Source organism: Paenibacillus sp. FSL R10-2778 (assembly GCF_038593035.1).
Taxonomy (GTDB): domain Bacteria; phylum Bacillota; class Bacilli; order Paenibacillales; family Paenibacillaceae; genus Paenibacillus_AQ; species Paenibacillus_AQ odorifer.
The window spans coordinates 3,606,844-3,631,879 of sequence record NZ_CP151956.1; the positions used below are offsets into that span (position 1 = coordinate 3,606,844).

General features: G+C 44.0%; 26 protein-coding genes. 17 read left to right on the top strand and 9 right to left on the bottom strand.

Going from position 1 to position 25,036, the window contains the following annotated elements; genetic code table 11:
* Nucleotides 1-32 precede the first annotated feature (32 nt).
* The 6 genes from NST40_RS15875 (at nucleotide 33) to NST40_RS15900 (ending at nucleotide 6,989) form a co-directional block, all read left to right on the top strand.
* Entirely contained in the window at nucleotides 33-1,010 is a 978-nt protein-coding gene (locus tag NST40_RS15875; RefSeq protein ID WP_254848968.1) for an iron ABC transporter permease, read from the top strand.
* The gene (locus tag NST40_RS15880) at nucleotides 1,007-2,020 is read left to right on the top strand and encodes an iron ABC transporter permease (RefSeq protein WP_076316460.1); all 1,014 of its coding nucleotides are present in this window, start codon (nucleotides 1,007-1,009) and stop codon (nucleotides 2,018-2,020) included. The genes NST40_RS15875 and NST40_RS15880 overlap by 4 nt, the downstream gene beginning before the upstream one ends.
* A 9-nt stretch (nucleotides 2,021-2,029) precedes the next feature.
* Complete coding sequence (locus NST40_RS15885; RefSeq protein WP_076190254.1) at nucleotides 2,030-2,887, top strand: ABC transporter ATP-binding protein; 858 nt, start codon at nucleotides 2,030-2,032, stop codon at nucleotides 2,885-2,887.
* A 307-nt stretch (nucleotides 2,888-3,194) separates the two neighbouring features.
* On the top strand, nucleotides 3,195-3,326 hold the full coding sequence (locus NST40_RS15890) for a hypothetical protein (protein ID WP_341002710.1): 132 nt from the start codon (nucleotides 3,195-3,197) through the stop codon (nucleotides 3,324-3,326).
* Between the two features lie 324 nt (nucleotides 3,327-3,650).
* Nucleotides 3,651-5,144, top strand: coding sequence for an SMI1/KNR4 family protein (locus NST40_RS15895; protein ID WP_342409702.1), 1,494 nt, complete (start codon nucleotides 3,651-3,653; stop codon nucleotides 5,142-5,144).
* Between the two features lie 366 nt (nucleotides 5,145-5,510).
* Complete coding sequence (locus NST40_RS15900) at nucleotides 5,511-6,989, top strand: serine hydrolase (RefSeq protein WP_342409703.1); 1,479 nt, start codon at nucleotides 5,511-5,513, stop codon at nucleotides 6,987-6,989.
* Nucleotides 6,990-7,199: 210 nt separating this feature from the next.
* On the opposite strand, the gene NST40_RS15905 is transcribed toward NST40_RS15900, so the two are convergent.
* From NST40_RS15905 to NST40_RS15920, 4 genes are all read right to left on the bottom strand, one after another.
* Nucleotides 7,200-7,550 (bottom strand): DUF2178 domain-containing protein, encoded by a 351-nt coding sequence (locus tag NST40_RS15905; protein ID WP_342409704.1) that lies wholly within the window; start codon nucleotides 7,548-7,550, stop codon nucleotides 7,200-7,202.
* Nucleotides 7,540-7,779, bottom strand: coding sequence for a helix-turn-helix transcriptional regulator (locus NST40_RS15910; protein WP_036677000.1), 240 nt, complete (start codon nucleotides 7,777-7,779; stop codon nucleotides 7,540-7,542). Before NST40_RS15910 ends, NST40_RS15905 begins: the two co-directional genes overlap by 11 nt.
* Nucleotides 7,780-8,049: 270 nt before the next feature.
* Nucleotides 8,050-8,619: an MFS transporter gene (locus NST40_RS15915; RefSeq protein ID WP_342409705.1), complete on the bottom strand. Its 570-nt coding sequence runs from the start codon at nucleotides 8,617-8,619 to the stop codon at nucleotides 8,050-8,052.
* A gap of 134 nt (nucleotides 8,620-8,753) precedes the next feature.
* Nucleotides 8,754-9,677: a 2-dehydropantoate 2-reductase N-terminal domain-containing protein gene (locus NST40_RS15920; protein ID WP_342409706.1), complete on the bottom strand. Its 924-nt coding sequence runs from the start codon at nucleotides 9,675-9,677 to the stop codon at nucleotides 8,754-8,756.
* 148 nt (nucleotides 9,678-9,825) lie between these two features.
* Here NST40_RS15920 and NST40_RS15925 point away from each other — a divergent pair, with 148 nt between their 5' ends.
* From NST40_RS15925 to NST40_RS15935, 3 genes are all read left to right on the top strand, one after another.
* Nucleotides 9,826-10,377 carry a TetR/AcrR family transcriptional regulator gene (locus NST40_RS15925; protein ID WP_339187159.1) on the top strand — a complete coding sequence of 184 codons (552 nt, stop codon included), beginning with the start codon at nucleotides 9,826-9,828 and terminating at the stop codon, nucleotides 10,375-10,377.
* A gap of 407 nt (nucleotides 10,378-10,784) precedes the next feature.
* Nucleotides 10,785-11,018, top strand: a complete 234-nt coding sequence (locus tag NST40_RS15930) for an XRE family transcriptional regulator (RefSeq protein ID WP_342409707.1) — start codon at nucleotides 10,785-10,787, stop codon at nucleotides 11,016-11,018.
* A 383-nt stretch (nucleotides 11,019-11,401) separates the two neighbouring features.
* Entirely contained in the window at nucleotides 11,402-11,842 is a 441-nt protein-coding gene (locus tag NST40_RS15935; RefSeq protein ID WP_139331074.1) for a multidrug efflux MFS transporter, read from the top strand.
* A gap of 138 nt (nucleotides 11,843-11,980) precedes the next feature.
* Here NST40_RS15935 and NST40_RS15940 read toward each other — a convergent pair whose 3' ends face one another.
* The 4 genes from NST40_RS15940 to NST40_RS15955 are packed head-to-tail and all read right to left on the bottom strand — an operon-like array spanning nucleotide 11,981 to nucleotide 14,267.
* The gene (locus NST40_RS15940) at nucleotides 11,981-12,448 is read right to left on the bottom strand and encodes an SRPBCC family protein (RefSeq protein WP_076277576.1); all 468 of its coding nucleotides are present in this window, start codon (nucleotides 12,446-12,448) and stop codon (nucleotides 11,981-11,983) included.
* A gap of 23 nt (nucleotides 12,449-12,471) precedes the next feature.
* A complete protein-coding gene (locus tag NST40_RS15945; protein WP_076217629.1) occupies nucleotides 12,472-13,215 on the bottom strand; it encodes a pirin family protein in 744 nt (247 codons plus the stop codon).
* A gap of 13 nt (nucleotides 13,216-13,228) precedes the next feature.
* On the bottom strand, nucleotides 13,229-14,080 hold the full coding sequence (locus NST40_RS15950; protein ID WP_341086739.1) for a DsbA family protein: 852 nt from the start codon (nucleotides 14,078-14,080) through the stop codon (nucleotides 13,229-13,231).
* Nucleotides 14,070-14,267, bottom strand: coding sequence for a hypothetical protein (locus tag NST40_RS15955; RefSeq protein ID WP_076279732.1), 198 nt, complete (start codon nucleotides 14,265-14,267; stop codon nucleotides 14,070-14,072). Before NST40_RS15955 ends, NST40_RS15950 begins: the two co-directional genes overlap by 11 nt.
* Before the next feature lie 152 nt (nucleotides 14,268-14,419).
* On the opposite strand from NST40_RS15955, the gene NST40_RS15960 reads away from it, so the two are divergent.
* From NST40_RS15960 to NST40_RS15970, 3 genes are all read left to right on the top strand, one after another.
* Nucleotides 14,420-14,794, top strand: coding sequence for a helix-turn-helix domain-containing protein (locus NST40_RS15960; protein ID WP_076217626.1), 375 nt, complete (start codon nucleotides 14,420-14,422; stop codon nucleotides 14,792-14,794).
* 452 nt (nucleotides 14,795-15,246) lie between these two features.
* Entirely contained in the window at nucleotides 15,247-16,647 is a 1,401-nt protein-coding gene (locus tag NST40_RS15965; protein ID WP_342409708.1) for an MFS transporter, read from the top strand.
* Nucleotides 16,648-16,762: 115 nt separating this feature from the next.
* On the top strand, nucleotides 16,763-17,353 hold the full coding sequence (locus NST40_RS15970; protein ID WP_254848813.1) for a TetR/AcrR family transcriptional regulator: 591 nt from the start codon (nucleotides 16,763-16,765) through the stop codon (nucleotides 17,351-17,353).
* 162 nt (nucleotides 17,354-17,515) lie between these two features.
* On the opposite strand, the gene NST40_RS15975 is transcribed toward NST40_RS15970, so the two are convergent.
* Entirely contained in the window at nucleotides 17,516-19,333 is a 1,818-nt protein-coding gene (locus NST40_RS15975) for a GAF domain-containing protein (protein WP_342409709.1), read from the bottom strand.
* A 206-nt stretch (nucleotides 19,334-19,539) separates the two neighbouring features.
* Between NST40_RS15975 and NST40_RS15980 the strand changes: the two genes are divergently transcribed.
* From NST40_RS15980 to NST40_RS16000, 5 genes are read left to right on the top strand one after another with little or no spacing between them, the layout of a single operon-like run.
* A complete protein-coding gene (locus tag NST40_RS15980; protein WP_341002733.1) occupies nucleotides 19,540-21,132 on the top strand; it encodes an ABC transporter substrate-binding protein in 1,593 nt (530 codons plus the stop codon).
* A 25-nt stretch (nucleotides 21,133-21,157) separates the two neighbouring features.
* Nucleotides 21,158-22,105: an ABC transporter permease gene (locus NST40_RS15985; protein WP_341002735.1), complete on the top strand. Its 948-nt coding sequence runs from the start codon at nucleotides 21,158-21,160 to the stop codon at nucleotides 22,103-22,105.
* Between the two features lie 16 nt (nucleotides 22,106-22,121).
* Nucleotides 22,122-23,018, top strand: coding sequence for an ABC transporter permease (locus NST40_RS15990; RefSeq protein ID WP_076279734.1), 897 nt, complete (start codon nucleotides 22,122-22,124; stop codon nucleotides 23,016-23,018).
* Between the two features lie 24 nt (nucleotides 23,019-23,042).
* A complete protein-coding gene (locus NST40_RS15995) occupies nucleotides 23,043-24,026 on the top strand; it encodes an ABC transporter ATP-binding protein (protein WP_076217620.1) in 984 nt (327 codons plus the stop codon).
* 9 nt (nucleotides 24,027-24,035) lie between these two features.
* A complete protein-coding gene (locus NST40_RS16000) occupies nucleotides 24,036-25,019 on the top strand; it encodes a dipeptide ABC transporter ATP-binding protein (protein ID WP_076217619.1) in 984 nt (327 codons plus the stop codon).
* Nucleotides 25,020-25,036: the final 17 nt, after the last annotated feature.

The following is a 25,036-nucleotide window of genomic DNA, read 5'->3' on the forward strand; positions in this document are numbered from 1 at the left end:
AACAAAAACGCCGTGGGGCGGTGAATTTCACCATGTACATGGTGGTAGGGCTTGGATTAACGGTTCTCATGTCGGCGGCGTCGATTAGCTTCGGCGCCGCCGACATGAGGTTAGCGACTGCATGGGAGGCTATTTTCCGATTTGATCCAACGCTCACTGAGCATCAAATTATACAAACCCTACGTCTTCCGCGTACCGTAGCCGATCTGATCGTCGGATGCAGCCTTGCGGTATGTGGGGCTATTATGCAGGGAACGACGCGAAATCCGCTGGCTGACTCCGGGCTGATGGGCATCAGCTCTGGTGCAGCATTCGCGATTGCTCTTTGCCTGGCCTTTCTGCCGGGTTATTCGTATGGGCATATGATGCTGTTTGCTTGTCTGGGAGCAGCACTCGCGACCGGGATCACTTACTTCATCGCGTCACTGGGCAAGCGCGGGATGACGCCTCAGCGGCTGGTACTGGCAGGACTGTCCATCTCTATGCTATTTGGCGCACTCAGTCAGTATTTAGCGATCAATTATAATCTGGGTCGAGCATTAGCATTCTGGACGGCAGGCAGTACAGCGGGGGTTAAGTGGGGGGAATTGCTGATCATCTCACCGCTATTTGTTGGTGGTGTACTGCTGGCGCTGGCGCTATCTCCTTCTGTTACACTGCTCAGTTTGGGGGATGATGTGGCAAGTGGACTCGGTATTCGTAGCGGACTGGTCAAAGGTTTATCGACGATTATCGTGCTTGTGCTGACTGGATTGGCTGTTGTCTTAGTTGGTCCGATCGGGTTTGTTGGTCTGATTACCCCACATATTGTGCGATACATGGTCGGTGTCGACTATCGTTACATTATTCCGGCAGTTGCACTATATGGTGCGTTGCTGACCGTGTCGGCCGATCTGGCTGGCCGCTTGATCAATAAGCCGTTCGAAACACCGATTGGTATTATATTTTCTATCATTGGTGTGCCGTACTTTCTCTTCCTGGCTCGCAAGCAAAGGAGGGAATCTGAATGATCAAGCAGCGTTATACGGTGCAAAGGGGCATTATCGTCAATATAGTGCTTATGGTGCTCATCCTTATGTTTGCTGTCATTAGCATGAATTCTGGCAAAATGAATCTTTCACCGCTAGAAGTGCTGAATGTTCTCCTCGGAAACGGTACAGATAAGCAAAATCTGATCGTGTTCGATTTTCGCCTGCCACGAATCACACTGTCGATCTTGGTAGGTCTGGGAATGGGAGCGGCTGGGGTCGTGATGCAGAGTTTGCTGCGTAATGACATGGCTAGTCCAGGGACGCTGGGGATTAGTTCGGGATCGGGTTTGTTTGTCCTGTTCTTCGTCGTATTCATCGCATCGACAGGAAAGGGCTCCTTTATTGCCCTACCACTACTGGCCTTTGTTGGCGGATTATTGGCGGCGGGATTGATCTTCTTATTATCGTATCGCCGTGGGCGAGATATTTCGCCAATCGGTTTGATCTTAACCGGGGTCGCACTCGGAAGCGGGTATGAAGCGCTGACCACCTTCCTGACTCTCAAGCTGAATGATTCGCAGATGGATTTCATGCTGCATTGGCTGGCGGGAAGCTTGTGGGGCGCTGATTGGCGTTATATTTCCGTACTGGCACCATGGGTCTTGATTTTACTCGGCTATATTTTCTACAAGTCTCGCATACTCAACACCCTCCATCTGGGCAATCAGACGGCAGAAGGGCTGGGTCTTGCCGTGAAGCGGCAGTTTTTGGGGTTGTCGATCGCTGCGGTTGCTTTATCCTCTGGCAGTGTGGCTGTGGGCGGAAGCTTCTTTTTCGTTGGCTTGATCGCGCCGCATATGGCAAGAAAACTGGTCGGGCCCGATCACAAATTGCTCGTTCCGGCTGCCAGCCTGACCGGGGGATTAGTCGTGGTACTTGCTGACACGATTACGCGGACGGTTAGCCTGGGGGGAGATGTGCCGACGGGAATTGTCATTACGGTCATCAGTGTTCCGTACTTTCTTTATTTACTATCGAAGGCCAATTAGGAGGACGTCATGGAAAGTATTACAGCGCAACAAATCGATATTGCCTATAATGACACGCTTATCGTAAAAGAACTGAACTTGCAGATTCCGCGTGGACAGATTACCTCGATTATTGGTCCCAATGGATGCGGCAAATCAACCGTACTAAAGGCAGTCGGTCGGTTGCTCAAGACGAATAATGGTACGGTTTATCTGAATGGCGCCGATATCCGTACGCTGTCCACCAAGGAAGTGGCCAAACAGATGGCAATTCTGCCGCAGACGCCAACCGCACCGAGCGGTTTGACGGTCGGTCAATTAATCGCCTATGGGCGTTTTCCTCATCAACGGGGCTTCGGCAAGCTCTCCAAAGAGGATAAGCAAGTAGTAGCCTGGGCTCTATCGGTTACACAGCTTACAGCATTTGAGCATCGTGAGGTCGATACGCTATCTGGCGGTCAGCGTCAGCGCGTATGGATTGCGATGGCGCTCGCCCAGCAAACCGATCTGATCCTGCTGGATGAACCCACCACCTATCTGGACCTGGCGCATCAGCTTGAAGTGCTGGAACTGCTCTATGAACTAAATCGCAGTCAACAGGTGACGATTGTGATGGTGCTGCATGACCTGAATCTGGCAGCACGCTTCTCCGACTATATGGTGGCGATTCGTGAGGGTCAGGTGGTGGAGCATGGTTCGCCAGAGCGTGTAATGACGGTACGGACGCTGCGTGAGGTATTTGCCATTGATGCCGAGATTATGCTGGAACCACGAACAGGGCGACCGGTGTATGTGACGTACGAGCTCTTGCGTGATAATCGTAGAGAACAAGGTGTGGATCAAGGATTCCCAAAAGCTAAGGAACAGAAGGAGGCGATTGCCACTTGAAAACCGCATGGCGTGTCCTGCGTGCCCACGGAAATACTGGTGCAGTTAGGCATTGGATTTGCCGGTGTCATGATAGCCACGATTCAACGCGTATAACCTTTGTTGTAGCTTCCACAAGCAACTAACTCCATGAAAGTGGGCTAAGGCTTGTTGGAGAGGGGAGAGATAATAATAAATAACAACATATCCTAAATTCACAGCCGCAGGTAACTAGCTTGCGGGCTTTTTTTATTATTCGGAGCACTAGATTATGTGATTAATTTGAGAGAACCAGTATATATAACTCTAAATGAAGCAAGGAGGACTATTGAAGGTATCAAGGAATGCGCAACAAGCAGATTGCCCGGAAACTGCAGATGGGGACCGCAACACAGCAGTTGAGAAGATCAGCTGGTTCAGACTCAGGCGCACAATCACAATAGAATCTAAACGTGCCTGAAATCTTGGAACAGATGTATCACACGGTGAAGACAAATCAGGCTGAACCGTACCATAAATAGGGTGAAAAATTAGTTGTGTATGAAGTTTATATAGAGATAAAATTAACCTCTAAGATGACTCTTAGGTTTTTTCATATGACTTAATACAACAATATTTACAAATTTATGATACGATATTGCTAAATCGGGAAATAGATGCTCCATATTTAAGATAGAATTAATTATTGATAGAACTGTTGAAGATGAATCATAACAAAATGATTGATGATCAACCAAGAATGTTTACTGAAACTATTATGACTCTGTAGAAGGGGGGCCACTATATGTCATTAGCTAATAAAAAAGAAAAGTGTTTCCTTATCGAGACATTAAAATCGCATATACCTAATGTAGAGGAATTACTGAATCCAGCAGTTGAGGAATCAGAAATAAATCTTTTCGAGAGCATGATGAACTGCAAATTTCCAGAAGATTTCAGAAAGTTATACATGAATTCTAATGGAGAAGGAGAGCAGATTTTTGGCGTTATGGCTGGTCTTGGTTGGATGAACATTGAATCGATAGTAAGCAACTGGAAGTCCCTTTTAGAATCAGCTTATGATATTATATCCAGCAAATCAGATGTAATAAAAGACGGGAACTACAGAGAAGGCTGGATTCCTTTTGCTGAAGATGGTGGTGGCTCATTTTTGGCAATAGATTTAGACCCCGGAGAAAAGGGCGTTTATGGGCAAATTATCACGATAGATCATAATTCTCATTTTTCCTATGTTATTGCAGAAAGTTTGGGACATTTCTTTGAATTTATCGATTCGAGTCTCAGAAATAGTAGTATTGGTATTCGTGAAGAAGAAGATGTAATCATATTATCCCGTGAAAGTGGAAGTTTGTTAGATGATTTTTTGGCTCTGACTAATTTGAATATCGAAGAGAACAGCCTTATCCCTGTAAGCGGATTTTGGGAAGAGTATTTTAAAGACGATGTTGAAAGTGGTTTTGTATCTTCAAAAACATTGAAAAAAAAGAGACTGGTATTTATTAGAGCTGATCAAGCTCAAAAATACGGAGCAATATCTTTGGATATTTTAACCCATATGGTTAATCTTAAAGAACTTATTATACATGCGGATGAAATTACTAATTTTGATGTACTTCAACGGTTGACTTCTTTAGCAGAACTTGTGATAGGATCAGAAGCTTTTAAAGAGTCTGATTTGAAGTACTTGGTTTCTTTAGATGGGTTAAGGAAGCTAACATTAATAGGACTTCCATTAAAAGATATACATACACTGAAAGATATAAAGAAATTAAAGAGTTTGAGATTATGTAGAATGAACTCAATTGATAGGGGATTAATTGGAACTATAAAAAATTTGAAGGAACTAAGCTTAGAAGAAATGGAGGTTGGCGACCTGCTTTATATTTCAAACCTTAGTAAGTTAATAAAACTAGAGCTCAAACAAGTGACAATACCACATTTATCATTCTTAAAAGCTTTAAAGAATCTAACGGTTTTTGAGACAGATAGCTGTGCAATAGATGAATCACATATAGAGGTTATAGGAGAATTGAAGAAATTAAAGCAGTTCACTTATCCGGTTGGAGATTTAACAATACTCAAAAATTGTATGAGTCTAAAGCAGATTGGAGTAGATGCATCAAGACTTAAAGGTTTGGAGGAAATTTCAGACTGTAATATAGTCGATATAACTATATTTCATGCAACATCGAAAGAGAACGCGAAGTCCGTAGTTGCGGAGTTTAATAAATACTTTAAACTTCAGTCATATGGATGGCAGGTCACATGGAAAGATTAATGAAGCTTGCCTGCACTGAGCTTTATCATTATAGGGTGAAATTTTTATAAAAGAAAGGAGACTAGCCATATTGGTTAGTCTCCTTTCTTTTTGCCGTTAGACCAACGCTGATACCTAATAAAATAGTAATGATGAAGCAGAAAAATTGTAGACATAAGATTTAAACCATTGACCTTTCCGCTAAGCAATCAGAGGGGCCTTTTTTGCGAAACAAGAAATAATATACATGGGTCTGTGAAGTTTACAATTGTAATCTAATTATTGAACGTCTAGCATTAAGTATATTGGAGCGACGCATTAGGCGGATAAGGCGTACTACAGGTTGTTTATATTATCCTCGCATAATTTACTCGAAATGGAGAGCTTATGAAAAAGACTATTGTTTGTGTAATAGCGATACTTATCGTATTCTCAGGATTCGCAACACAAAGTTATGCGGCGTTGTCAGATACGCAATCTGTGGCAATACAGACGTTGTTGGATGATGCCAGTCGTATATCAGGTGTGCCGGGAATGTCAATCTCGATACTAGCTGATGATGAAATTTTCTACTTTTCTTCCGGGTATGCAGACCGTGAAAGTGGGTTGTCTGCAAGTGAGAACACACTATATGAACTGGCCTCGGTCAGTAAAGCCTTTACCGGCATGGGTATTTTGCTGTTGGAGGAACAAGGGCTGCTGTCAATGACTGACACTGTCCAAAAATATTTACCTTGGTTTACGTTAAAGTATCAAGGAAAACCTGTTGATATGCAAAGCCTTACACTCAATAACTTTCTTCACCATACTAGCGGCCTAACAAATGGTAAGCATTCTCAAAATATTCCACAAGGCAATACACCAGATTTGCTGCAAAAGACTGTGGAAATGCTGGTAGATGCTGAGTTGGCGTTCCCTCCCGGTGAACAGTACAACTATGGGACCGTTAATTATGACGTATTGGGTTTGGTTATTGAGATTGTGTCGGGACAAAGCTATGAAGACTTTATGAGGGAACAGGTATTTCAGCCGTTAGGTCTTCACCAGACGTATGTTTATAAAGAAGATGCTCAAGCCACCGGACAGTTGGCACAGGGCTACCGTTCTTCCTTTTTTATGACAACTCCATATAACGCGCCGGATTTTTCCGGGAATAAACCCGCAGGCTACATCATTTCTTGTACAAAAGATATGGCGCGTTGGATGGGCATACAGATGGGTATTGTGAAGGACATACCCGAAATATTCCATACGGTTATCGAAAAATCACATCAGGGTGATATGTCTGTTCTGGCTGTCAACGAAATGTATTATGCGGCGGGCTGGACGGTAAACGCCAACCAAACGATTATAGAGCACCCAGGGGGAAATCCCAATTTTGGAACCGAAGTGATCATACTGCCAAATGAACGAACAGCCGTCTGCTTGCTGACCAATGGCGCAAATATCAATAGAAGCATGGTACTAAAAGTTAAAGAGATATTAGACGGCAATCTAACGCAGTCATATGAAATAAGCGGCACACAGCTTTTGGACATCATTTTATCGTCTACCACAATTATTTTTTGCCTATTGGCCGTTCTGTTCTTTCTCTTAGGATTACGCAGAAGGAAGACGAATGAGCGGCAGCCAATGACAAAAAAGCGAATAATCGTAACAGCTATTTTGCTGATTGCTACGATTGCCCTGTGTATAATGTGCTGTGCATTAGATTGGCCAACGATACTTATTTGGCAAACATATAGTGTTCTTACAGCCTTGATTTCTTCAGCATTATTAACAGCAAGCATTACATGGTTTGTATACACTCAACGGTATAATAGTCTCATAAGAGGCGGGGCAGAGCGCGGTTTTTTTGATTTATAAATACATGTTCTTGTCGCGATCAAAGGACAAGAACATGTAACCATTGCCGCTAGAAGCAGAGGGGGGGAAGGAACATAAAAGGATATTTTTGATTTTAGCAATTTATTTTACAACCCGATTGCACCTATTGAACTTCCATATCACTTAGTTAGCATATTTATCAGCATTGTCTAATCCTCATCCTTAGCTGGTCCTCGCTCTGACCCTTCCTTACGACAAATCCTTTTTATACTGGATGGCCATGTAAATTCCACCAGCTAAAAACGCTAGCGCATATTTGAACAAGAAAAAGATGTTCCACATATACTCTTTAGGAAAAATCATGTCACATAGAATAATTGTCAACAGCATAAAGTAACTGCTTTTCAAAAAGATTTTATTTGTCCGTTCATCGTCTTGCCCAATCTTCTTATAAAATACATAGGTGAAAATCGCACTACCCATGAGCAGTAAAAAACCTACTCCAATGAGAATATTCCAATTTCCCGTAGATTGCTCAGCCCAGGACTTTAAAGAATGAAAAATTTCGTTATGGATATCAAAAATAGACTTAATTTTCATTTTGATCATTTCCTTTCAAATAAGTAAAAACATCGTTTACATCAACATTAAAAAAATCGGCAATTCGAAAAGCCAATAGCAGAGTCGGCACATAATTCCCTTTTTCCATTACGAAAATGGTTTGTTTGGAAACCCCGACTTTCTCTGCTAATTCTTGCTGAGACATTCTGGCAAGTACACGATATTCATAAACCTTATTGGATATCGAATCACCGAAATCTTTCTTCATGACCATCACCTCTTGAATCAAATTATAAACTGATTTTTAACAAATGTAAAGTATACTTATACTTCATTACATAATACATAGATGTTTACCTGTACTACTTTGATTTAACAAAAGCCAGAATGCAAAAAGAACCTGACGAGATTCATGATTCCGCCTGGTTCACATATCGATCTAATGTAATTTATGTTTTTTTGTGGTGCAAATCGATGAATGATTGCCACGATCGTGCAAGAACAATTCACAGTCAATAGCAGACGGATGGCAATCGGATTACTTAATGGATCTGGGATGGACGAAATCCATGCCTTTTAGCACACCAGGCAACAAACAGAGCAAGAAGGTATTGATAGGCATCACGATATCCACCCCTTGCTTCCCCGCAGCCTGAGCAAGTGCTGTCTGCAACAATGTTGCCGCACCACCGAATGTCAGCCCCCACAGCGCAACAGAAATGAAGATAATAGTACCATGCTCACTCCAAAGTCCTAGTACAAGAGATATCAGAGCAAATCCGGTAAGACTGATGAGAACCAACGGACGCAACCAACGATCAATGAAAATCCCAATCACCCAGATTCCCACCAGTGCCATAATTCCAAAAACAAGCAGAACCTGTCCGAGATAGGGTTCAAGCCCCATATCATCCAGGAAAGGAGAGATATAGGTATACAAAATATTATGAGCCAGCATCCAGGCAAGAACCACAACCAAGATAGGAATCACCCCAGGTGTGAGTAAAACTTTGAATACTGAAATGCGTTTATCAGCCGACTGTCCCGGATAATAAAGCAGCGACAGTCCAAGACTTGATAAATAAAGTCTTGGACTGCCGCTGTTCAATTATCATTTCCCGGTAGTTTATTCAAGGATGCTACGAAAAAACTATATATTTAGATTTTCATATTCAGATTAATGCCTGATTGAAGGATTTAATGAAAATAAATTAAAAAATACCATACTATTTTAACAAAAAATTACGGAACATGTATTTCCGATTTGATATCATGTTGACTTAAAAATTTCATTAAATCATTACTCAGCTGTACAATCTCATTGTTAGCATTATTCGCATAATCCGGCAACATCATATCCCTAACCATCTTAGTTCGTAGCCATGTCATAAAGAAGAGATCCAAAAATAAGTTTGGAAATTTAAGCACCATTTTAAGTATTGGAGGATCAATTAAAACGCCCGCTTTTTGTATTTCCCTAAGATACGCTTTTAAAGTGACTGTTATTTTGCGTGCCGTCTTTCTGGTTCTGGCTGTTTTTTTGTCAATAATCTTATTCTCAGAATGCAAAAAACTCAGCATGGCAATATCTGATACGGAATGTGTGATTAGATACGCTTGCATATCCTTTTTAATAACGTAGGGAAGCTTTGCTGTTTTAAATAGTTTTGCGAGGTTTTCTATGCGTTCTGTCGCTACACCATTAATTTCTCCAAATGCAGTTGCCGCTATAAAATTTGGTAGAAATCGCGCATGTAATAACCCATCTTTAATCTGTCCGCCGAAGCCGGGAAAAGCTGGTAAAAGTCTATCCCCTACGATATCCAGCCACGAAGAAAATCCAATTGAATTACTAATCATCGTAACTATATTTTTGCTTTGATTATCTTTTAGCGCTAACAATGCTGCTTCGGACCGATCATAACGAACAGTAACGAAAATAAAATCGTATACATCGTCATTTTCGAGCGTATCCATGACATTCACTTGTATCGATCTAACTGTACCTTTTTCTATATACTGCAGGCCATTTTCTCTTAATGATGTATATCTATTCGAATGTGCAAACAGGCTAACGTCAAACCCTGCTTCAATAAGCTTAATTGCGTACATGCTCCCGATGACACCTGCACCAAAAATTAAAATTCTATCTTGTTTTGCTGACATATAAACCACCCCAACTTATTAATATTCCCTATTGATTATCCGACAACGCGTTGTATGATGTGATTATAAATCTTCATTATTCCTTGATCAACCATCAGTTTTTTATGATTTGTCGGATGGTATTCTTATTCACTAGTAGGAGGGAAACATGAAAAAGCAACCCCAAATAACGGAGAAAACAAAACAAAAGTTTGTAGAAGTTTTTTGTGAGTTATATAGCCAAAAGCCGATTGAGAAAATTTCGATTCAGGAAATTTCGAATAAGTCAGGATATAACCGCAGCACCTTTTATCAATACTTTACTGACATTTACGAATTGTTAGACTCTGTTGAAAATGACCTATTGAATGAAATGAAAAAAGAATTGGCAAATAAAGAGCTATCGTTGGATACGGTTCAAGACACGCTTTATTGTCTGGATAAAAAAGAACATCTCCTGGTTCTTAATGCCCTTTTGGGTGATTATGGAAGTGTCCGTTTTTTAAAACGCTTAAAAAAAGAAATCGCTTTGAATCAATTAGAATTAAACGTTCCGCAAAACCAATCACTAACGCCATACTTCATTGAGTTTTACCTGACAACTGCTCTTTCTTTGTTTCGTCTTTGGCTCCAGCGTCAAAAGGATTTATCGTCAGAAGAATTTTTCAAGTTAGTGGAGAACCTATATTCAAGAGGGTTTACGCCCTATATTAAAGAATGAGTCTGTCATTCAAACCAAATCCATATGTTCTATAACAATAAAAAAGCGCGCATAAGCTTGTTTACACAATATACTCCATAAAAACTGACCTAACTTACTCTTAAGGTGGACGATGTTATAGACCACGAGATGGGGCGTTATTGTTATATATGCACGGAGTGAGAGATATGAACATCATTAATCAATATAACAATGAGGATTTAGCAGATTTTCTACACAGTGCTATTATGCATCATTAATCTCAATTGTGAACAGGAAAATTGGGCTGGAAATAGGAAAACCTCAGATTGAACTAACAGGAAACATGGGGAACTTCATCGTTATAGGACCCTTTATGAAGTATATTCATGCTGGCAATGGACAACGCTTAAGGTTAAGTATTATCTTATGCGGGAGGTCATCACTTCTTGAAATTTGAACTAGGACGTTGCTTACTGAATGAACGATTGATGGAATCCGGGAAGTCAGCGGAATGGCTGGCAAAAGACTTGCTTTTTAAACCGGAACGAGTTTACGACTTTATTGAAAACAAAAGAGTGATGCCACTCAAAATTGCCATATCGATCGCCGATTCCATCGGTTGTGATGTTCGTGCCTTGTATGAATTAATTCCGAATGATAATGAAGTAAAGGAAGATTAATGGAATAAGTGGTAGGTTGCATTAAGACTACGAATGTGATCCATTAAGCTAAGATAATGGGAAACGATAGCTCTATCAAAATAAGAAGGCAGTTGATCATTGTGAGATACTGCTCGGCATACGCGCGTAACGCATTCAGCTTTCTTCCCAAAAGCAGGTCGAGTATGGTTTCTCCTCGAATATCGGGAATACCGGTATTGTAAGTCCAATTCTTGAATTCAGGGTTTTCCAAGATCCGGTGTACTCTCTGACGACGATTCTCGGGGTATTTACATTCACTTCAATGATTGGCACAGAGACACTGATTCCGGTATTTATGCAGAACACGCTGGGGTATAATGCTCTGGAATCAGGTCTTGCATTACTACCCGGGTGCGCTCCTGATGGGCGCCATGATGCCGGTTTCAGGCCGGTTGTTCGATAAATTCGGAATTCGCTGCCTTGCCATCACAGGATTTACAATTATCACTGTTACAGGTTTTTTGTTCACCCAGTTGGAAACCGGAACGACTTACGGCTATGTACTGACGGTTTATATGATTAGAATGATTGGTATCTCGCTTGTCATGATGCCGCTAATGACGGCTGGCATCAACCGCTTGTACCGCAAGCTGATCTCTCATGGCACAGCAATGAATAACACGATGCGCCTCGTCGGAGGTTCAATCGGAACAACTATTCTGGTTACGGTCATGTTCAATGCAATCACTTCAACAGGGCAACCTATGCCGGAGGATATGATAGGAGGTGTATACTCGGCATTTATGGTGGCAACCCTCCTGGCACTAGCCGGAGCAATCTTAACATTGTTTGTTAAAAAGTGAGCAGCAGTTAGCTGCGAAACACGAGTGATGGTAAGCATTGAATAGCTGCAACCGTCAGGAACACAATAAAGCCCTTTTACCCCGGCTAAGGAGGTGAAAGGGCTTTTTATTGCTTGCCTTCCAGTAGTCTGAATTAGCTTAAAGAGCTCCAACTGTAACCATTTCTCTTATAGAGGCAAGTGTTGTTTCAACGGCTTCAATATAGCTTTTCTCCATTTTATTAGAGAATTCTTTCTCTGCTGCTTTGTTTTGTTCTCCGCTTCTTAGTTCGAAGGTAAAGGTAAATCTTACAGATAAATTGCCATGTTCATCTTCTTCGATTTCATTTTTAATGAAGCCTTTAGTCGGCCCGCCCAGAGGTTCAAAGACGATCATCTGTTCAGGGAAAAAGTTAACCTGTTCATTCATTCTTTCACCGTACAGCACCACTTCCCGCAGAAGTGATCTTTCGTCCTTTTCTACTACTGTGCACTCTGTTATCGCACCTACAAAACGGGTTGCGTCTTCTGCTTTCATAACAAGACCTTGCCATACTTGATGTCTATCCAATACGGGATGATTTTTTGTACTATTGTTAACCGGGATGCTGCTGGATACTGTAAACATGGTATCACTCCTATTTTAGTAATTTATCTTTTTCTTCCACTGAAAGGTCCTGCCAGCGTCATCGGAGCATCTAGTTTAACCAGGAACAGCACAAGAGAAGAGTCCTCAAGAATTTGAATCGTTGACATTTCAGAGAGGGAATAAGTTACCGCATCTCCTTTATTTATTGTAATATCATTCATTGAAATGCTTCCATCCATCACATAAAGCCAAGGTTCCATGCCCTCTATGCTGGGAGGCTGCATTTCTGTTGCCGCTTTAGCATGGGCATCATAAACGATTACTTGTTGTCGAATTTCAAGTGGAGCCTCAACTTCTTTTGGTCCTGCCAGCAAAGTCCATTCTCCGTTTGTAGGAATGACAACACGCTCAAAGAACTGAACTTTCGAAGGAAGATCAGCCTTTTCCGGCCGGATAAAGATTTGTAGCATATCGACGGTACTGTTCGGTGTGGACTCCTCATGAAAGAAGCTTTTACCCGCGTTCATCATCATTAGATGGTTAGGAGATACTTCAATCCGGTGTCCGGCCGAATCTTCGTGCAGCATCTTTCCTTTCCACATATAGCTAAAAATCTCATCATTGTTATGCTCATGCATTTTAACAAGCGCACCGGGTCCCAAAATTCCACGATCGATTCTGCTCAGAGGACCAAAAGCATAATCTTCAAGCGAAGGATCTCCCCAGATTAACCCCGGACGCATTAAACGAAGCTGAAAGAGGCCTTGCCCCATTTGATGCCCTTGATTAGCTTTGAGTACTTGCATGGAAATTCCTCCTTTAAATTTGTTCTAAGTCCCATACCCGTCCATGTCCGTTGACATCAGTTTGGGTAAGACCTAAATCGGCTGATTGATTGAGCAAATCTGTTTCCATGTCCGCTAAATCCCGGTTATAAATACTTGCCAATTCCTTAGTGGTCAATGGACCATAGTCCGTAAGCAATTCGCGGACTGAGCGTGGCTCATATTCTACTAAATCAGCCCCTAGCCTGGAGAAAACCTGTAAATAAGTGTCATACGGACGATATCCGTTCAACAGGAGAGTATCCGAATTATCTCCGGCTAACGCATCCAGTAAGCGAATGGCTACAGTCGGAAATCCAGTCACTCCATAGATCCGGCAGATGCGCAAATCCTTTTCGAAAAGCTTCTCAGCTGCCCCTGAATCCAGATCCCGTTTGAATTGTTCGACGTCAAGGCCTGGTATATCATCTGCCAACTGAATATAAACATCATGTTCCTGAATTTTCTTCCGCTCTGTATGAACAGCCCGGCGCAGTCTCCGCAAATAATCATCACCTATGGAACTGCCTTGCATCTGCGCTGCTTTGACCGCGATATTGGAAGGCCATGTGGAAAAATGGGGGTCGGTAATATCTAGCATGACCCGTTCATCACTGGGTTGACCCGTTTTTTCTGATACTAGTCTCCAGTGGGGTGCAACTTGCGCTGTGCTTTCGATTTGATTCTGAGCATCGTAAAAAGCAGACATATCCTTCGTTAGCCCACCCATAACATATTTAAATTGAATTTGCTCGCGATAACGTTCTTTTAATTGATAGGTTATAGGCTCGGATGCCCAGCACCATACACAAAACGGATCGGTAAATGCTATGATTTCAATCTTCATTTTCTTTCTGCTCCTCTTCTATCCGTGAACAAACACCAGTGTTAAGATCACAACCAATCGCTTCTTCATTATCCCAGTTGATTAGAGTAAGCTTAGAGGGACTGCTATTAAGTAAAGCATCATCATCTTCACAATCAAGCCGGGGAGCAGCACTTTCGTATTCAGCGATATCAATCTGTTGCGCCATGATGTTAAGCCTCCTTATGTTTGCATTGAAACAACGTTTGTACCAGCCTCATTTGGTGTCTATGAAGTTATTATGTACCCATGCATCCCAATTGTGAAGTAAGCACAAAATTGTGGTATAGTATCAAAAAAGGTACTAATGGAGGTCTCAAAATGGATTATGAATTCGAAGCATGTCGCGTGATTCCTGTGCTTGAAATCATAACGGGAAAATGGAAACCCCTTATTCTGCGTCATCTGATTAAAGGAGGCACCAAAAGGTTTAGTGAGCTGAGAAGCTTAATGCCAGAGATCACTCAGCGTATGCTCACACTGCATCTGAGGGAGCTGGAGGAGCAGCATATCGTTAAAAGGAATGTCTATGCGCAAGTTCCGCCTAAGGTGGAGTATTCTATTACAGAACATGGTCTAACTCTGGAGCCCGTGTTGGCAGTTATGAATGAATGGGGTACCAAGCACCTGCAATTCATGCAAGAGATGGAGCTTGAGAAAAGGGCCGAGGAGAATGAAATATTGAATTTCGATTGATTGTGGTAAAAAAATATTGAATATATAACTTTATAATAAAGCACGAAAAGGATGTAAAATTACAAAAAAAGGGATCTATTTCCTCATATGATGTGATTCACTTCAATTTCGGTTCGGACTTGAGGCGATAGAGGACTGTGTAAGGCTGCTATTTACCGGCAGCCTTTTTAAATTGCCTAACGGTTGTCTAACGTTAGGAATTCATTGCTATTTCGTTTTGGCTTGACACTATATATAAAAGAGGATATTATCTTTTCGAATGTCAGTAAGTACTGACAGACATACTTGAGGTGAAAGGGGAACTATAAGCGTACTATCTTTTGGAATAAAAGTGTGAATTCAATCGGCAGGAATCGATCCAATTCTACATAAAGACTTATCCTGTTAGAAGGAGGAGCGAGTTTTTTTGTACTTAACGAAAATATATTACCTTTTAGAAGTGAGGCAAACTTATGCAAACTACAGATAGTATTCAAAAAAATAACGGTGAGCGCTTAATGCGAATTCTGGTCTTTACACTGATCATTTCCGTTATGAATGGAACGATGTTTAATGTGGTGCTTCCGGTGATCAGCAAACAATTTCAAATTTCACCGTCGCAAGTGAGCTGGATGGTGACCGGTTATATGATTGTATACGCAATAGGAACTGTCACCTTCGGCAAACTGACAGACAAATACAGCTTGAAGAACTTACTGACCTTTGGCCTCATCTTTTTAGCAGCCGGCTCCTTAGCGGGGATCTTGGCCTCCGCTTATTGGATGATGATCGTCGCACGTATCTTACAGGCAGTTGGGGCATCCGTCATTCCTGCGCTGGCCATGATCATACCCATTCGTTATTTTTCACCTGAAAAACGCGGCCGTGCGTTAGGCACTACCGCTATCGGAACAGCTCTTGGTGCTGCACTTGGTCCGATCATTGCTGGTTTGGTGTCCAGCGCATTGAATTGGCAAGTCCTTTTTGTAATTCCTTTGCTTTCACTGTTTACGTTACCTTTCTACCGGAAGTATTTGGATAATGAAAAAGGGAGTGCCAGCAAAATTGACTTTATTGGCGGAATTCTGTTAGCAGGAACAGTAGCTACTCTGCTGCTTGCGTTAACCAATGGAGGTATAGGTTATGCTGTAACCGGAATTGTTTTATTGATCTTGTTCATCTTACGTATTCGTCATGCTGCTGATCCGTTCGTAAAGCCGGTTGTTTTTAAAAACAAATCTTATTCCTTCGGTTTAGCCATTACCTTCGTATTGACTGCAGTAGGCTTCGGCGTTCCCTTTATAGTGCCGCAACTGCTGTCACAAGTAAACCATTTGTCAGCAGCCGTAACAGGGCTCATTATGTTGCCATCTGCCCTTGTGACCGCATATATGGGACGTAAAGGCGGTAAGTTAGCTGATGAAAAAGGTAATTCCTTTCTGTTGTCTACAGCCGCCGCCCTTCTTATCATTGGTTTCCTGTGCTTGTCTTCCGTTGTAGGCATGTCACCTATATTTATTTCCCTATTCCTAATCTTAAGTGTTCCCGGTCAATCGTTTATGCAGATTGCCTTGTCAAACACCATTTCAAGAACACTGCCGAAGGAGCAAATCGGAATTGGTATGGGCTTGTTATCGATGTTTAATTTCATTGCTGCAGCTGTATCCACAGCGACTATTGGGAAGATTCTTGACTTTGGTACCCCAACTATTCATTTAAACCCGCTGCCGACAAATAGCGCTGCTTTCGTATACAGCAATATTTTCCTTGCGCTTGCGTTGCTGGTTGCTGTAATGGCCGTTTTATATTTCGTTCTATTCGGCCGCAGTTCGAAAATGAATACAGCCCAACGTGTGGAAAAGGGCCAAATGTAACCGGTATTAATGAGGTTCAGGTGTGCGCCGGTTGCCTTGACATTTCTTTTGTGAAGGGCTATTATCGCGAGGAATGACAGTCGGTACGAACTGGCTACAAAATGAGGTGGGAAAGTTGCGCAACAACAGCACTTTAAGCACTAGTGATAAATTGCTATTGGCAGCAATCGATTTAATCGCAAGCAAAGGCTACAAAGGAGTAACTACCCAGGAAATTGCTGCGACAGCCGGACTCAGTGAAAAAACACTGTTTCGGCAATTTGGCAGCAAACAAAATCTGCTCGAAGCTGCATTTGACCGTTTTCATTATGCTGAAGAAATGACAAAGCTATTTAATGAAAAACTGATTTGGGATTTACAGACGGACTTGTTATTGATCAGTCGAACCTATCATGAAATCATGAACCGTAACCGCAAAATGATTATGATCAGCATTAAAGAGATAGACAATTTACCGGGATTTCATGAAAGAACAATCAAACACCCCAGACAATTCATGGAGATACTATCGAATTATTTTAAGGTTATGTTCGAAAAAGGGAAGCTAATTGATACGAATCCAGAGCTTCAGGCGTACTCCTTCATTTCAATGAATTATGGGACTTTCCTAAACAACCTGGATAACGGCGGGTTTTTCCCTCATATATCACTTGAATCATTTATTGCGGAGAGTGTGAAGACATTTACTAGAGGCTTGGCGCCTTAAAGAGCAACCGTTTTATGAAAATAGGAGTAACGTAGTGAAGCGATCCTGAGACGTATATTGCAAGCCTTGATCCGAATGGAGCAGTGCTTGCCAATACGTCTCTTTTTGTATTCATTGTGTAATTGCTGAAGATGTTATATTCATTACTCTATTCGTCCCGTGCTAATGCTTTTGGTTAAAGGTATCTTTGAGATGATAAGCCATTTGAATTTTTAACATATCGTCTTTATTGTCGAAGCGTATGTTCAGCACTTGCTGGATTTTTTTGAGCCGCTGATAAAGCGTATTGATGTGAATACCAAGCACCGCTGCTGTATTGATTGCAATTTTATCCTCAGACATATAGATGTGCAAGGTTTGCTCCAACTGGCTACTATGACCCGGTGTGCTTTCCAGAGGACCAAGGATGTCTGAGATAAACTGGTGGATCTCGGAGACATCCTGTCCAAGGAATAACCGGTTGATACCTATATCCTTATATTGAATACATCCAGATTGCTGCTTGCTGAACATATAGTGCAGGGTTTTTTGAGCTTCCGTATTGCTTTTGGCAATATTGACTATGCCTTTGTAAGGGGTACCCATTGCTGCACTCAGCACGTACTTGCTTGAACTGAACCGCCACTCCTGAATCATACGCTCCATGGATTGTTTAACCCATTCGGCATCTGCAGCATGGGGGAAGGAAGTTAGCATGATTACTTGATTATGAAGTCCAAACGCCATATGGGGTGTGCTATTAAAAGTCTCGTTCAGCTTGAACACAAGCCGCTGGATGTTAATTTCTGTCTGATACAGCTCAAATTGACCGGTTATCTCCAGTATAGAAACCGACATATACCCGGAGAAATCAAGACCTAATTCAACTCCCTTGGCCATCAGCGCATCGTCATTCTGGTTCTGCAGCAACTTAGTGAAGATTTCTTTGGTCTCCATATAGTAAATGTCAGTGAGGCTGAGTTTCTTGATCATCTCCAAGGCGAACAGCGAGCTGGATTGCTCAAGAGTCACAATGTCCATGCTGGCAATCGGTCCGGTAAGCCTGACCATGATGCACCCCAGCAGCACCTTATCGACAGTAACGGGATGCAGATAAAATTCCTGTTCATGGAAGCTGATTGTAAGCGGTACGTGATCCTCGGTATCCCAAAGCCCTGCAATATCATCAAATTCAAGCTGTATCTGCTGAGAATTGCCGTTATGGGAATGCTTGTTGAGCATATCCACGAAGGACGCCGGCATTTTGATCATGCGGTTCAGCTCTTTGACAATGGCATGTATACCTTTGTTCTTCAGAGACAAAGCAGTCAAGGCCTCATGAACCTCCAGGCGTTTCTGCAAAATCTGGTTGTTCTCCTGAATCTGGCCGCTCAGCTCCGTAACCTCCTGCAATACATTCTGAACTTCGCTATACAGCTTTGCATTCTCCACAGCGATAGCTACCTGATCGGCAAATACTTTCAGTAATTCGAGATCATAGGCGGTGAACAAGCCCTCATCATCAAACCGGTGCAGCGTTAATGTCCCTCTTCGTTCTCCCCGTATGGTAACCGGAACAGAAATCATGGAACGGGCAATATATTGTTCATCGGTGAGCAGCTTATTACGGAAGTTCTGATTCTCCGGCGACAGGTGCTCCAGTTCATCCAGCATATCGTTCATATTGTAAATCCTAGCAATCCCATCATCAAATACCTTTCCCGACAATGATTCACCTCTGCGTGTATTATGCAGCAGCGAGCTTGCAATATTCCCCACATAAGCCAGTGGAATCAGCAATTGCCGTTTCTCGTCGAATAAGCGGAAGATTCCGCTTGTGCTGAGGGGAATGACTGTCAAAGCAATTTCTAGGATTCTGTTCAACAACTCATCGTAGTTAAGTGTTGAGGTGAGTGTCCGGATACCTTCAATAATATTTCTGAATTCACTGCTGCTGAACAGCAGCTTGCTGGAAATGACAGGGTTTACTTTTGGATTCAATTCGACATCTCCTCACTATTGCGTTAGAATACATGACATTAAAATCGAGATTATAGAGGTAACATACATATATTCTATACTAAAATAGAGGTTTTAAACATAGAAAATTGTCGATAAATCTATAGAATGAAGACAAGTCAGAGTAAATTTGTTTTTATGATAGATTTTCTGACATATCATTAAACATTATTAAAGGGGGCGTTTCAATGAAAAAGGGTACGATGCTGCTGATGATTATGGCGGTAATGATGTTTCTGTATGGCTGCAGTTCTTCCGGTTCGAATTCCGGTTCCGGTACAGCAACCGGCAATTCGGAAAGCAATAGCGGCGGTGCAGCGCTAAGTGATGAATTAAGAATCGCTTATCCGACTCAGCCGTCCACGCTGGACCCGCAGATGGTTACAGGTGGTGCAACCAAGGATGCTGCTCGTCCAATCTTTGAAACACTCCTCACCTTGAATTCTAAGTATCAGGTGGTCCCAATGCTTTCGGAAAGTTGGGACAAGAGTGAAGACGGTCTCGTGTACACCTTCCAGCTGCGCGAGGGTATTCACTTTCATAACGGGAAAGAGATGACTTCCTCAGATGTTGTAGCCTCCATGAATCGCTGGATTACCTTATCAACAGCTGCACAAGGAATCATCGGAGATGGCAGATTCACAACGGATGGAGATTATACCGTTGTCCTGACATTAAATAAACCTTCTCTGGATGTGTTGCTAGTAATGGCAACCTACAAGCAATTTCCGGCTATTATGCCTGCTGAAGTCATTAAGAGTGCCGACCCGAGTTCCGGTATTAAGGAATTCATCGGAACCGGGCCTTACAAGTTCGTAGAATGGAAACAGGATCAATATATTTCATATACCAGAAACGATGATTATCAACCGCTTGATACGGAAGCAGACGGACTTGGTGGCAAGAAGGTGGCTGAAGTTAAGGATATCCGCCTCTCCTTTGTCTCTGAGGACTCCACCCGCATGATTGGCTTACAGTCGGGAGAGTATGATGTTGCCAGTCAGCTTGGAGCCGACAACTATGACAGCATCAAGGATGATTCCAGCCTGAATACAACCCAGGTAATGACAACGAACATCAGCATGAACTTCAATAAGAAGCAAGGTCTGTTTACCGATTTGAAAATGCGCCAGGCCGTAAATGCGGCGCTGAATATCGATGATATATTCATGGCGAATCCGGGCATTCCGGAGTTCTACCGCATTGACCAATCGTACATGCTGAAGGAGCAGAGCGACTGGTACGTGGAACCGGAAGCAGGCCTTTTCAACCAGAAAGACCCGGAGAAAGCCAAATCTCTTCTGGCGGAAGCAGGCTACAATGGCGAAGAAATCCGCTTGCTGGCAACCCGTGAATATGGCTATATCTATGATCAGGCCGTTGTAATCAAAGATCAGCTTGAAAAAGCAGGGATGAATATTAACCTGGTTGTGTATGATTGGCCTACGCTCGTAGCGAAGTTAAACGAGTCCGCTGAATGGGATTTGAATCTTGGCGGTTATACCTCCGTAGTAACACCCTCCCAAATCTCGGCTTTAAATCCGAACTATTACGGCTGGACAAATGACCCGGCCATTACGGAAGGGCTCAGCAAGATGAACGCCGCTGCATCAGAGGAGGAAGAGCAGGCGATCTGGAAAGATGTTCAACAGACCGTGTGGGATTATCTGCCGACCATTAAGTTGGGTGATCTCTACACCTTGACAGCAACAACCTCGAAGGTTGAAGGGTACCACGATTTCGAAGGAATTGTGCTGTGGAATACCAAGGTCTACAAGTAATTTTCAGTCAAGGAGGCGGTACGGAGTGAAAGCATATTTGATTAAACGCCTGTTGTCTGTACTGCCGGTATTGTTCATCGTCTCGCTGCTCGTATTCATGATTATTCATTTGACGCCGGGTGATCCGGCGTCAGTCATGCTGGGAGACGAAGCAACACCGGAGGAAGTGGCGGCCCTGCGCGACCAGCTTGGTCTGAATCTGCCGCTCTACCAACAGTACTTTCACTGGATTGGCAATGCTCTGATAGGTAATCTGGGTTATTCCTATTTCATGCAGCAATCGGTTACGGAAGCGATTTTTGACCGCCTTGGACCAACGCTTTCATTAGCAATTATTGCTCAATTGATTGCAGTTGTTATAGCGATTCCAATCGGTATTATCTCTGCACGGAAACGGGGTACAGCAACAGACCAGTCCTTAATGAGTCTGTCACTGCTTGGGTTGTCGATCCCAAACTTTCTACTTAGCCTGTTCCTGGTGCTGATCTTTACAGTCAATCTGAAATGGCTGCCGGTTGCCGGATACAGGCCGCTGAGTGACGGGTTATGGACGCATTTCAGGTATTTAATCATTCCCGCTACTGCGCTCGGCACGATTACAGCTGCGCTTATTGCCCGGATGACCCGTTCCTCGATGCTGGAGGTGCTGAATGCCAACTATATCAAGACAGCCCGGTCCAAGGGGGTCAAGGAAAGAGGCGTGATCTACCGCCATGCCCTGAGAAATGCATTCCTGCCCGTATTGACAGTCATCGGTCAGACCTTTGCTGGGCTGGTTGCGGGGGCTGCGGTTCTCGAAACCATCTTCAATATCCCTGGAGTCGGCCAGCTGATCGTCAACTCTGTCCAGCGTCGTGATTATTCTGTCATCCAGGGAGCTGTGTTATTTATTACCGTAGCTTTTGTATTTATCAACCTGCTGGTGGATCTGCTATACAGCGTCATAGATCCAAGAGTCCGGTTAAATGGCTAAGCAAGGAGGGCATGAAATGGACGCAATTGAGAATATGAATCTGCAAACTGTGAAAGTCCATATGAAAAAACAGCACCGGAGCCTGATGATGAGGAGGCTGCTTGCGAATAAATCTATGGTGTTCGGATCTATTATTGTCCTGATTCTAGTCATTGCCGCAATTGCGGCTCCATACATCACCAAGTATGACCCTTATGAAATGACTGTTGCAGACCGCTTGAAGGCGCCGGATACGAACCATTGGTTCGGCACGGATAACTTTGGACGCGATATATTCAGCCGGACACTTTACGGTGCCCAGGTATCCATGGGGGTAGGATTTGCCGTTGCACTTGCCACTTCAGCCATGGGGCTTGTGATTGGCCTGTACGCCAGCTACTACCGGTTCCTGGACAATATTCTAATGCGAATCTGCGACGGGCTTATGGCTTTCCCGGGTATTCTGCTCTCCATCGCACTGATGGCCGCGCTCGGAGCCAATGTCACCAATGTCATTATTGCGCTCAGCATTGTCTTTACTCCAGCAGTAGCCCGGGCTGTCCGATCTTCGGCGATTGTCGTCCGGGAGCAGACCTATATTGAAGCCATGAAGGCACAAGGGGCTTCCGGCAGCCGGATATTATGGATGCATATCGCACCGAATACGCTATCTCCGCTGATTGTACAATCCACTTTTATTTTTGCCGAAGCGATCATCGTGGAAGCTTCACTCAGCTTCCTGGGTACAGGAATTCCGGCGCCTTCGCCCAGCTGGGGCAATATTCTGTATGACGGCAAGCTGGTCATCATGAAGGCGTGGTGGATGACGGTGTTTCCCGGCTTAACAATGGTACTGTCCGTGCTTTCGCTGAATCTGTTCGGCGACGGGCTGCGTGACCTGCTGGACCCTCATACGCAGAATGTAAAAAAATAAAACACGGAGAGGAGAAGGCTATTCATGAACAATCAGCTGCTGCTGGAGGTCAAAGAGCTCAAAACGCATTTCAAGACAGAACGAGGCAGGGTAACGGCAGTTGACGGAATAACATTCCATGTCAATGAAGGTGAAATTGTTGGCATTGTAGGTGAATCCGGCTGCGGAAAAAGTGTAACCTCACAATCCATTCTCCGCTTGTTCGACGAGAAATACACAGCCAGCTATGAAGGCGAGGTGCTGTTTGAGGGCAGGAACCTGCTGAAGGAATCCCTTGGCGGGATGGAGGATATCCGCGGCAATGATATCGCCATGATCTTTCAGGACCCGCTCAGTTCACTGAATCCGGTCTACACGATAGGGTATCAAATCGCAGAAGCGGTCCGCATCCATCAGCAGGTATCCAAGAAGGAAGCCCGGCTGCGTGCGGTCCAGATGCTCCGGCTGACCGGAATTCCTTCCCCGGAGAGACGGGTGGACGAATATCCGCACCAGCTGTCGGGAGGCATGCGACAACGGGCGATGATTGCCATGGCACTCGCCTGCCGCCCGAAGCTGCTGATCGCCGACGAACCGACAACGGCGCTGGATGTAACAATTCAGGCACAGATTATGGACATGATTATGGAGCTGAACCGGGAGCTTAACATGGGCGTAATTCTCATCACGCACGACCTGGGCGTGGTTGCTGAATCCTGCAAACGGGTGGTAGTCATGTATCTGGGCCAGATCGTGGAGGAGGCAGATGTGCAGGATCTCTTCGACACTCCACTTCATCCGTATACGAAGGGATTGATGCAGTCTATTCCCCATATGGATGGGGACCGTTCCTTGCCGCTTCACGTCATCAAGGGTTCAGTGCCTTCATTAAATAATGTACCGAAGGGGTGCCGGTTTGCCGCGCGTTGTCCTTACGCCGATGAGCTGTGTCTGTCGAGGATGCCGGAGCTGAGCGAGGCGGACAACGGCCAGAAGGTGCGATGCTGGCATTATGAGCAAATCAAGTAAAGGAGGCGGATGACAATGACCGTTCAACAACCAAGACGCCCTTTGCTTGAGGTAAAGGGCGTCAAGAAATATTTCCCGGTAAAAAGCCCTCTAGGGGCAACCCTCCAGCAGGTCAGGGCGGTTAATGACATTTCTTTCAACATGTACGAGGGTGAGACATTCGGTGTTGTAGGCGAATCCGGCTGCGGCAAAAGCACTATGGGCCGCACCATTCTCCGGCTGACTGAACCAACGGAAGGCCAGGCAATTTTTCAGAACAAGGATCTGTTTGGACTCTCGGAGCGGGAGATGAAGCCGATGCGCCAGCAGCTGCAGATGGTATTCCAGGACCCGTATTCCTCACTCAATCCGCGCAAGCGGATTGGCGCTACGCTGGAGGAGCCGATGATTATCCACCGGATGGGGAATAAGCGGGAGCGTACAGACAAGGTGATGGAAATTCTGCAGAAGGTGGGCATGAATGCCGATCAATATTACCGTTATCCGCATGAATTCTCGGGAGGGCAGCGCCAGCGTATCGGGCTGGCCCGCGCACTGGTCATGAATCCCAAGCTGATCATTTGCGACGAACCGGTCTCTGCGCTGGATGTATCCATTCAGTCGCAGATCATCAATCTCATGCAGCAGCTTCAGCGTGAGCTTAAGCTGACCTTCCTCTTCATTGCCCATGATATCAGCGTGGTCCGGCATATCTCTGACCGGATCGGCGTGATGTACCTGGGGCAGATGGTCGAGCAGGCTCCTACAGACAAGCTGATCAGGACTCCGCTGCATCCTTATACCCAGGCCCTGCTGTCAGCGGTACCGGCCACGAAGCCGAATGAGGTCCGCGAGCGGGTGATTCTCAAGGGGGATTTACCTTCTCCGCTGAACCCGCCTGCGGGTTGCATTTTTCATACCCGCTGCCCTTATGTCATGGACCGGTGCAAGACGGAAGCCCCTCTGAATAAAGAGGTAACCGAGGGACATTTCGTAAGCTGTCATCTGCATTAGCAGGCTGTTTTAAGCCA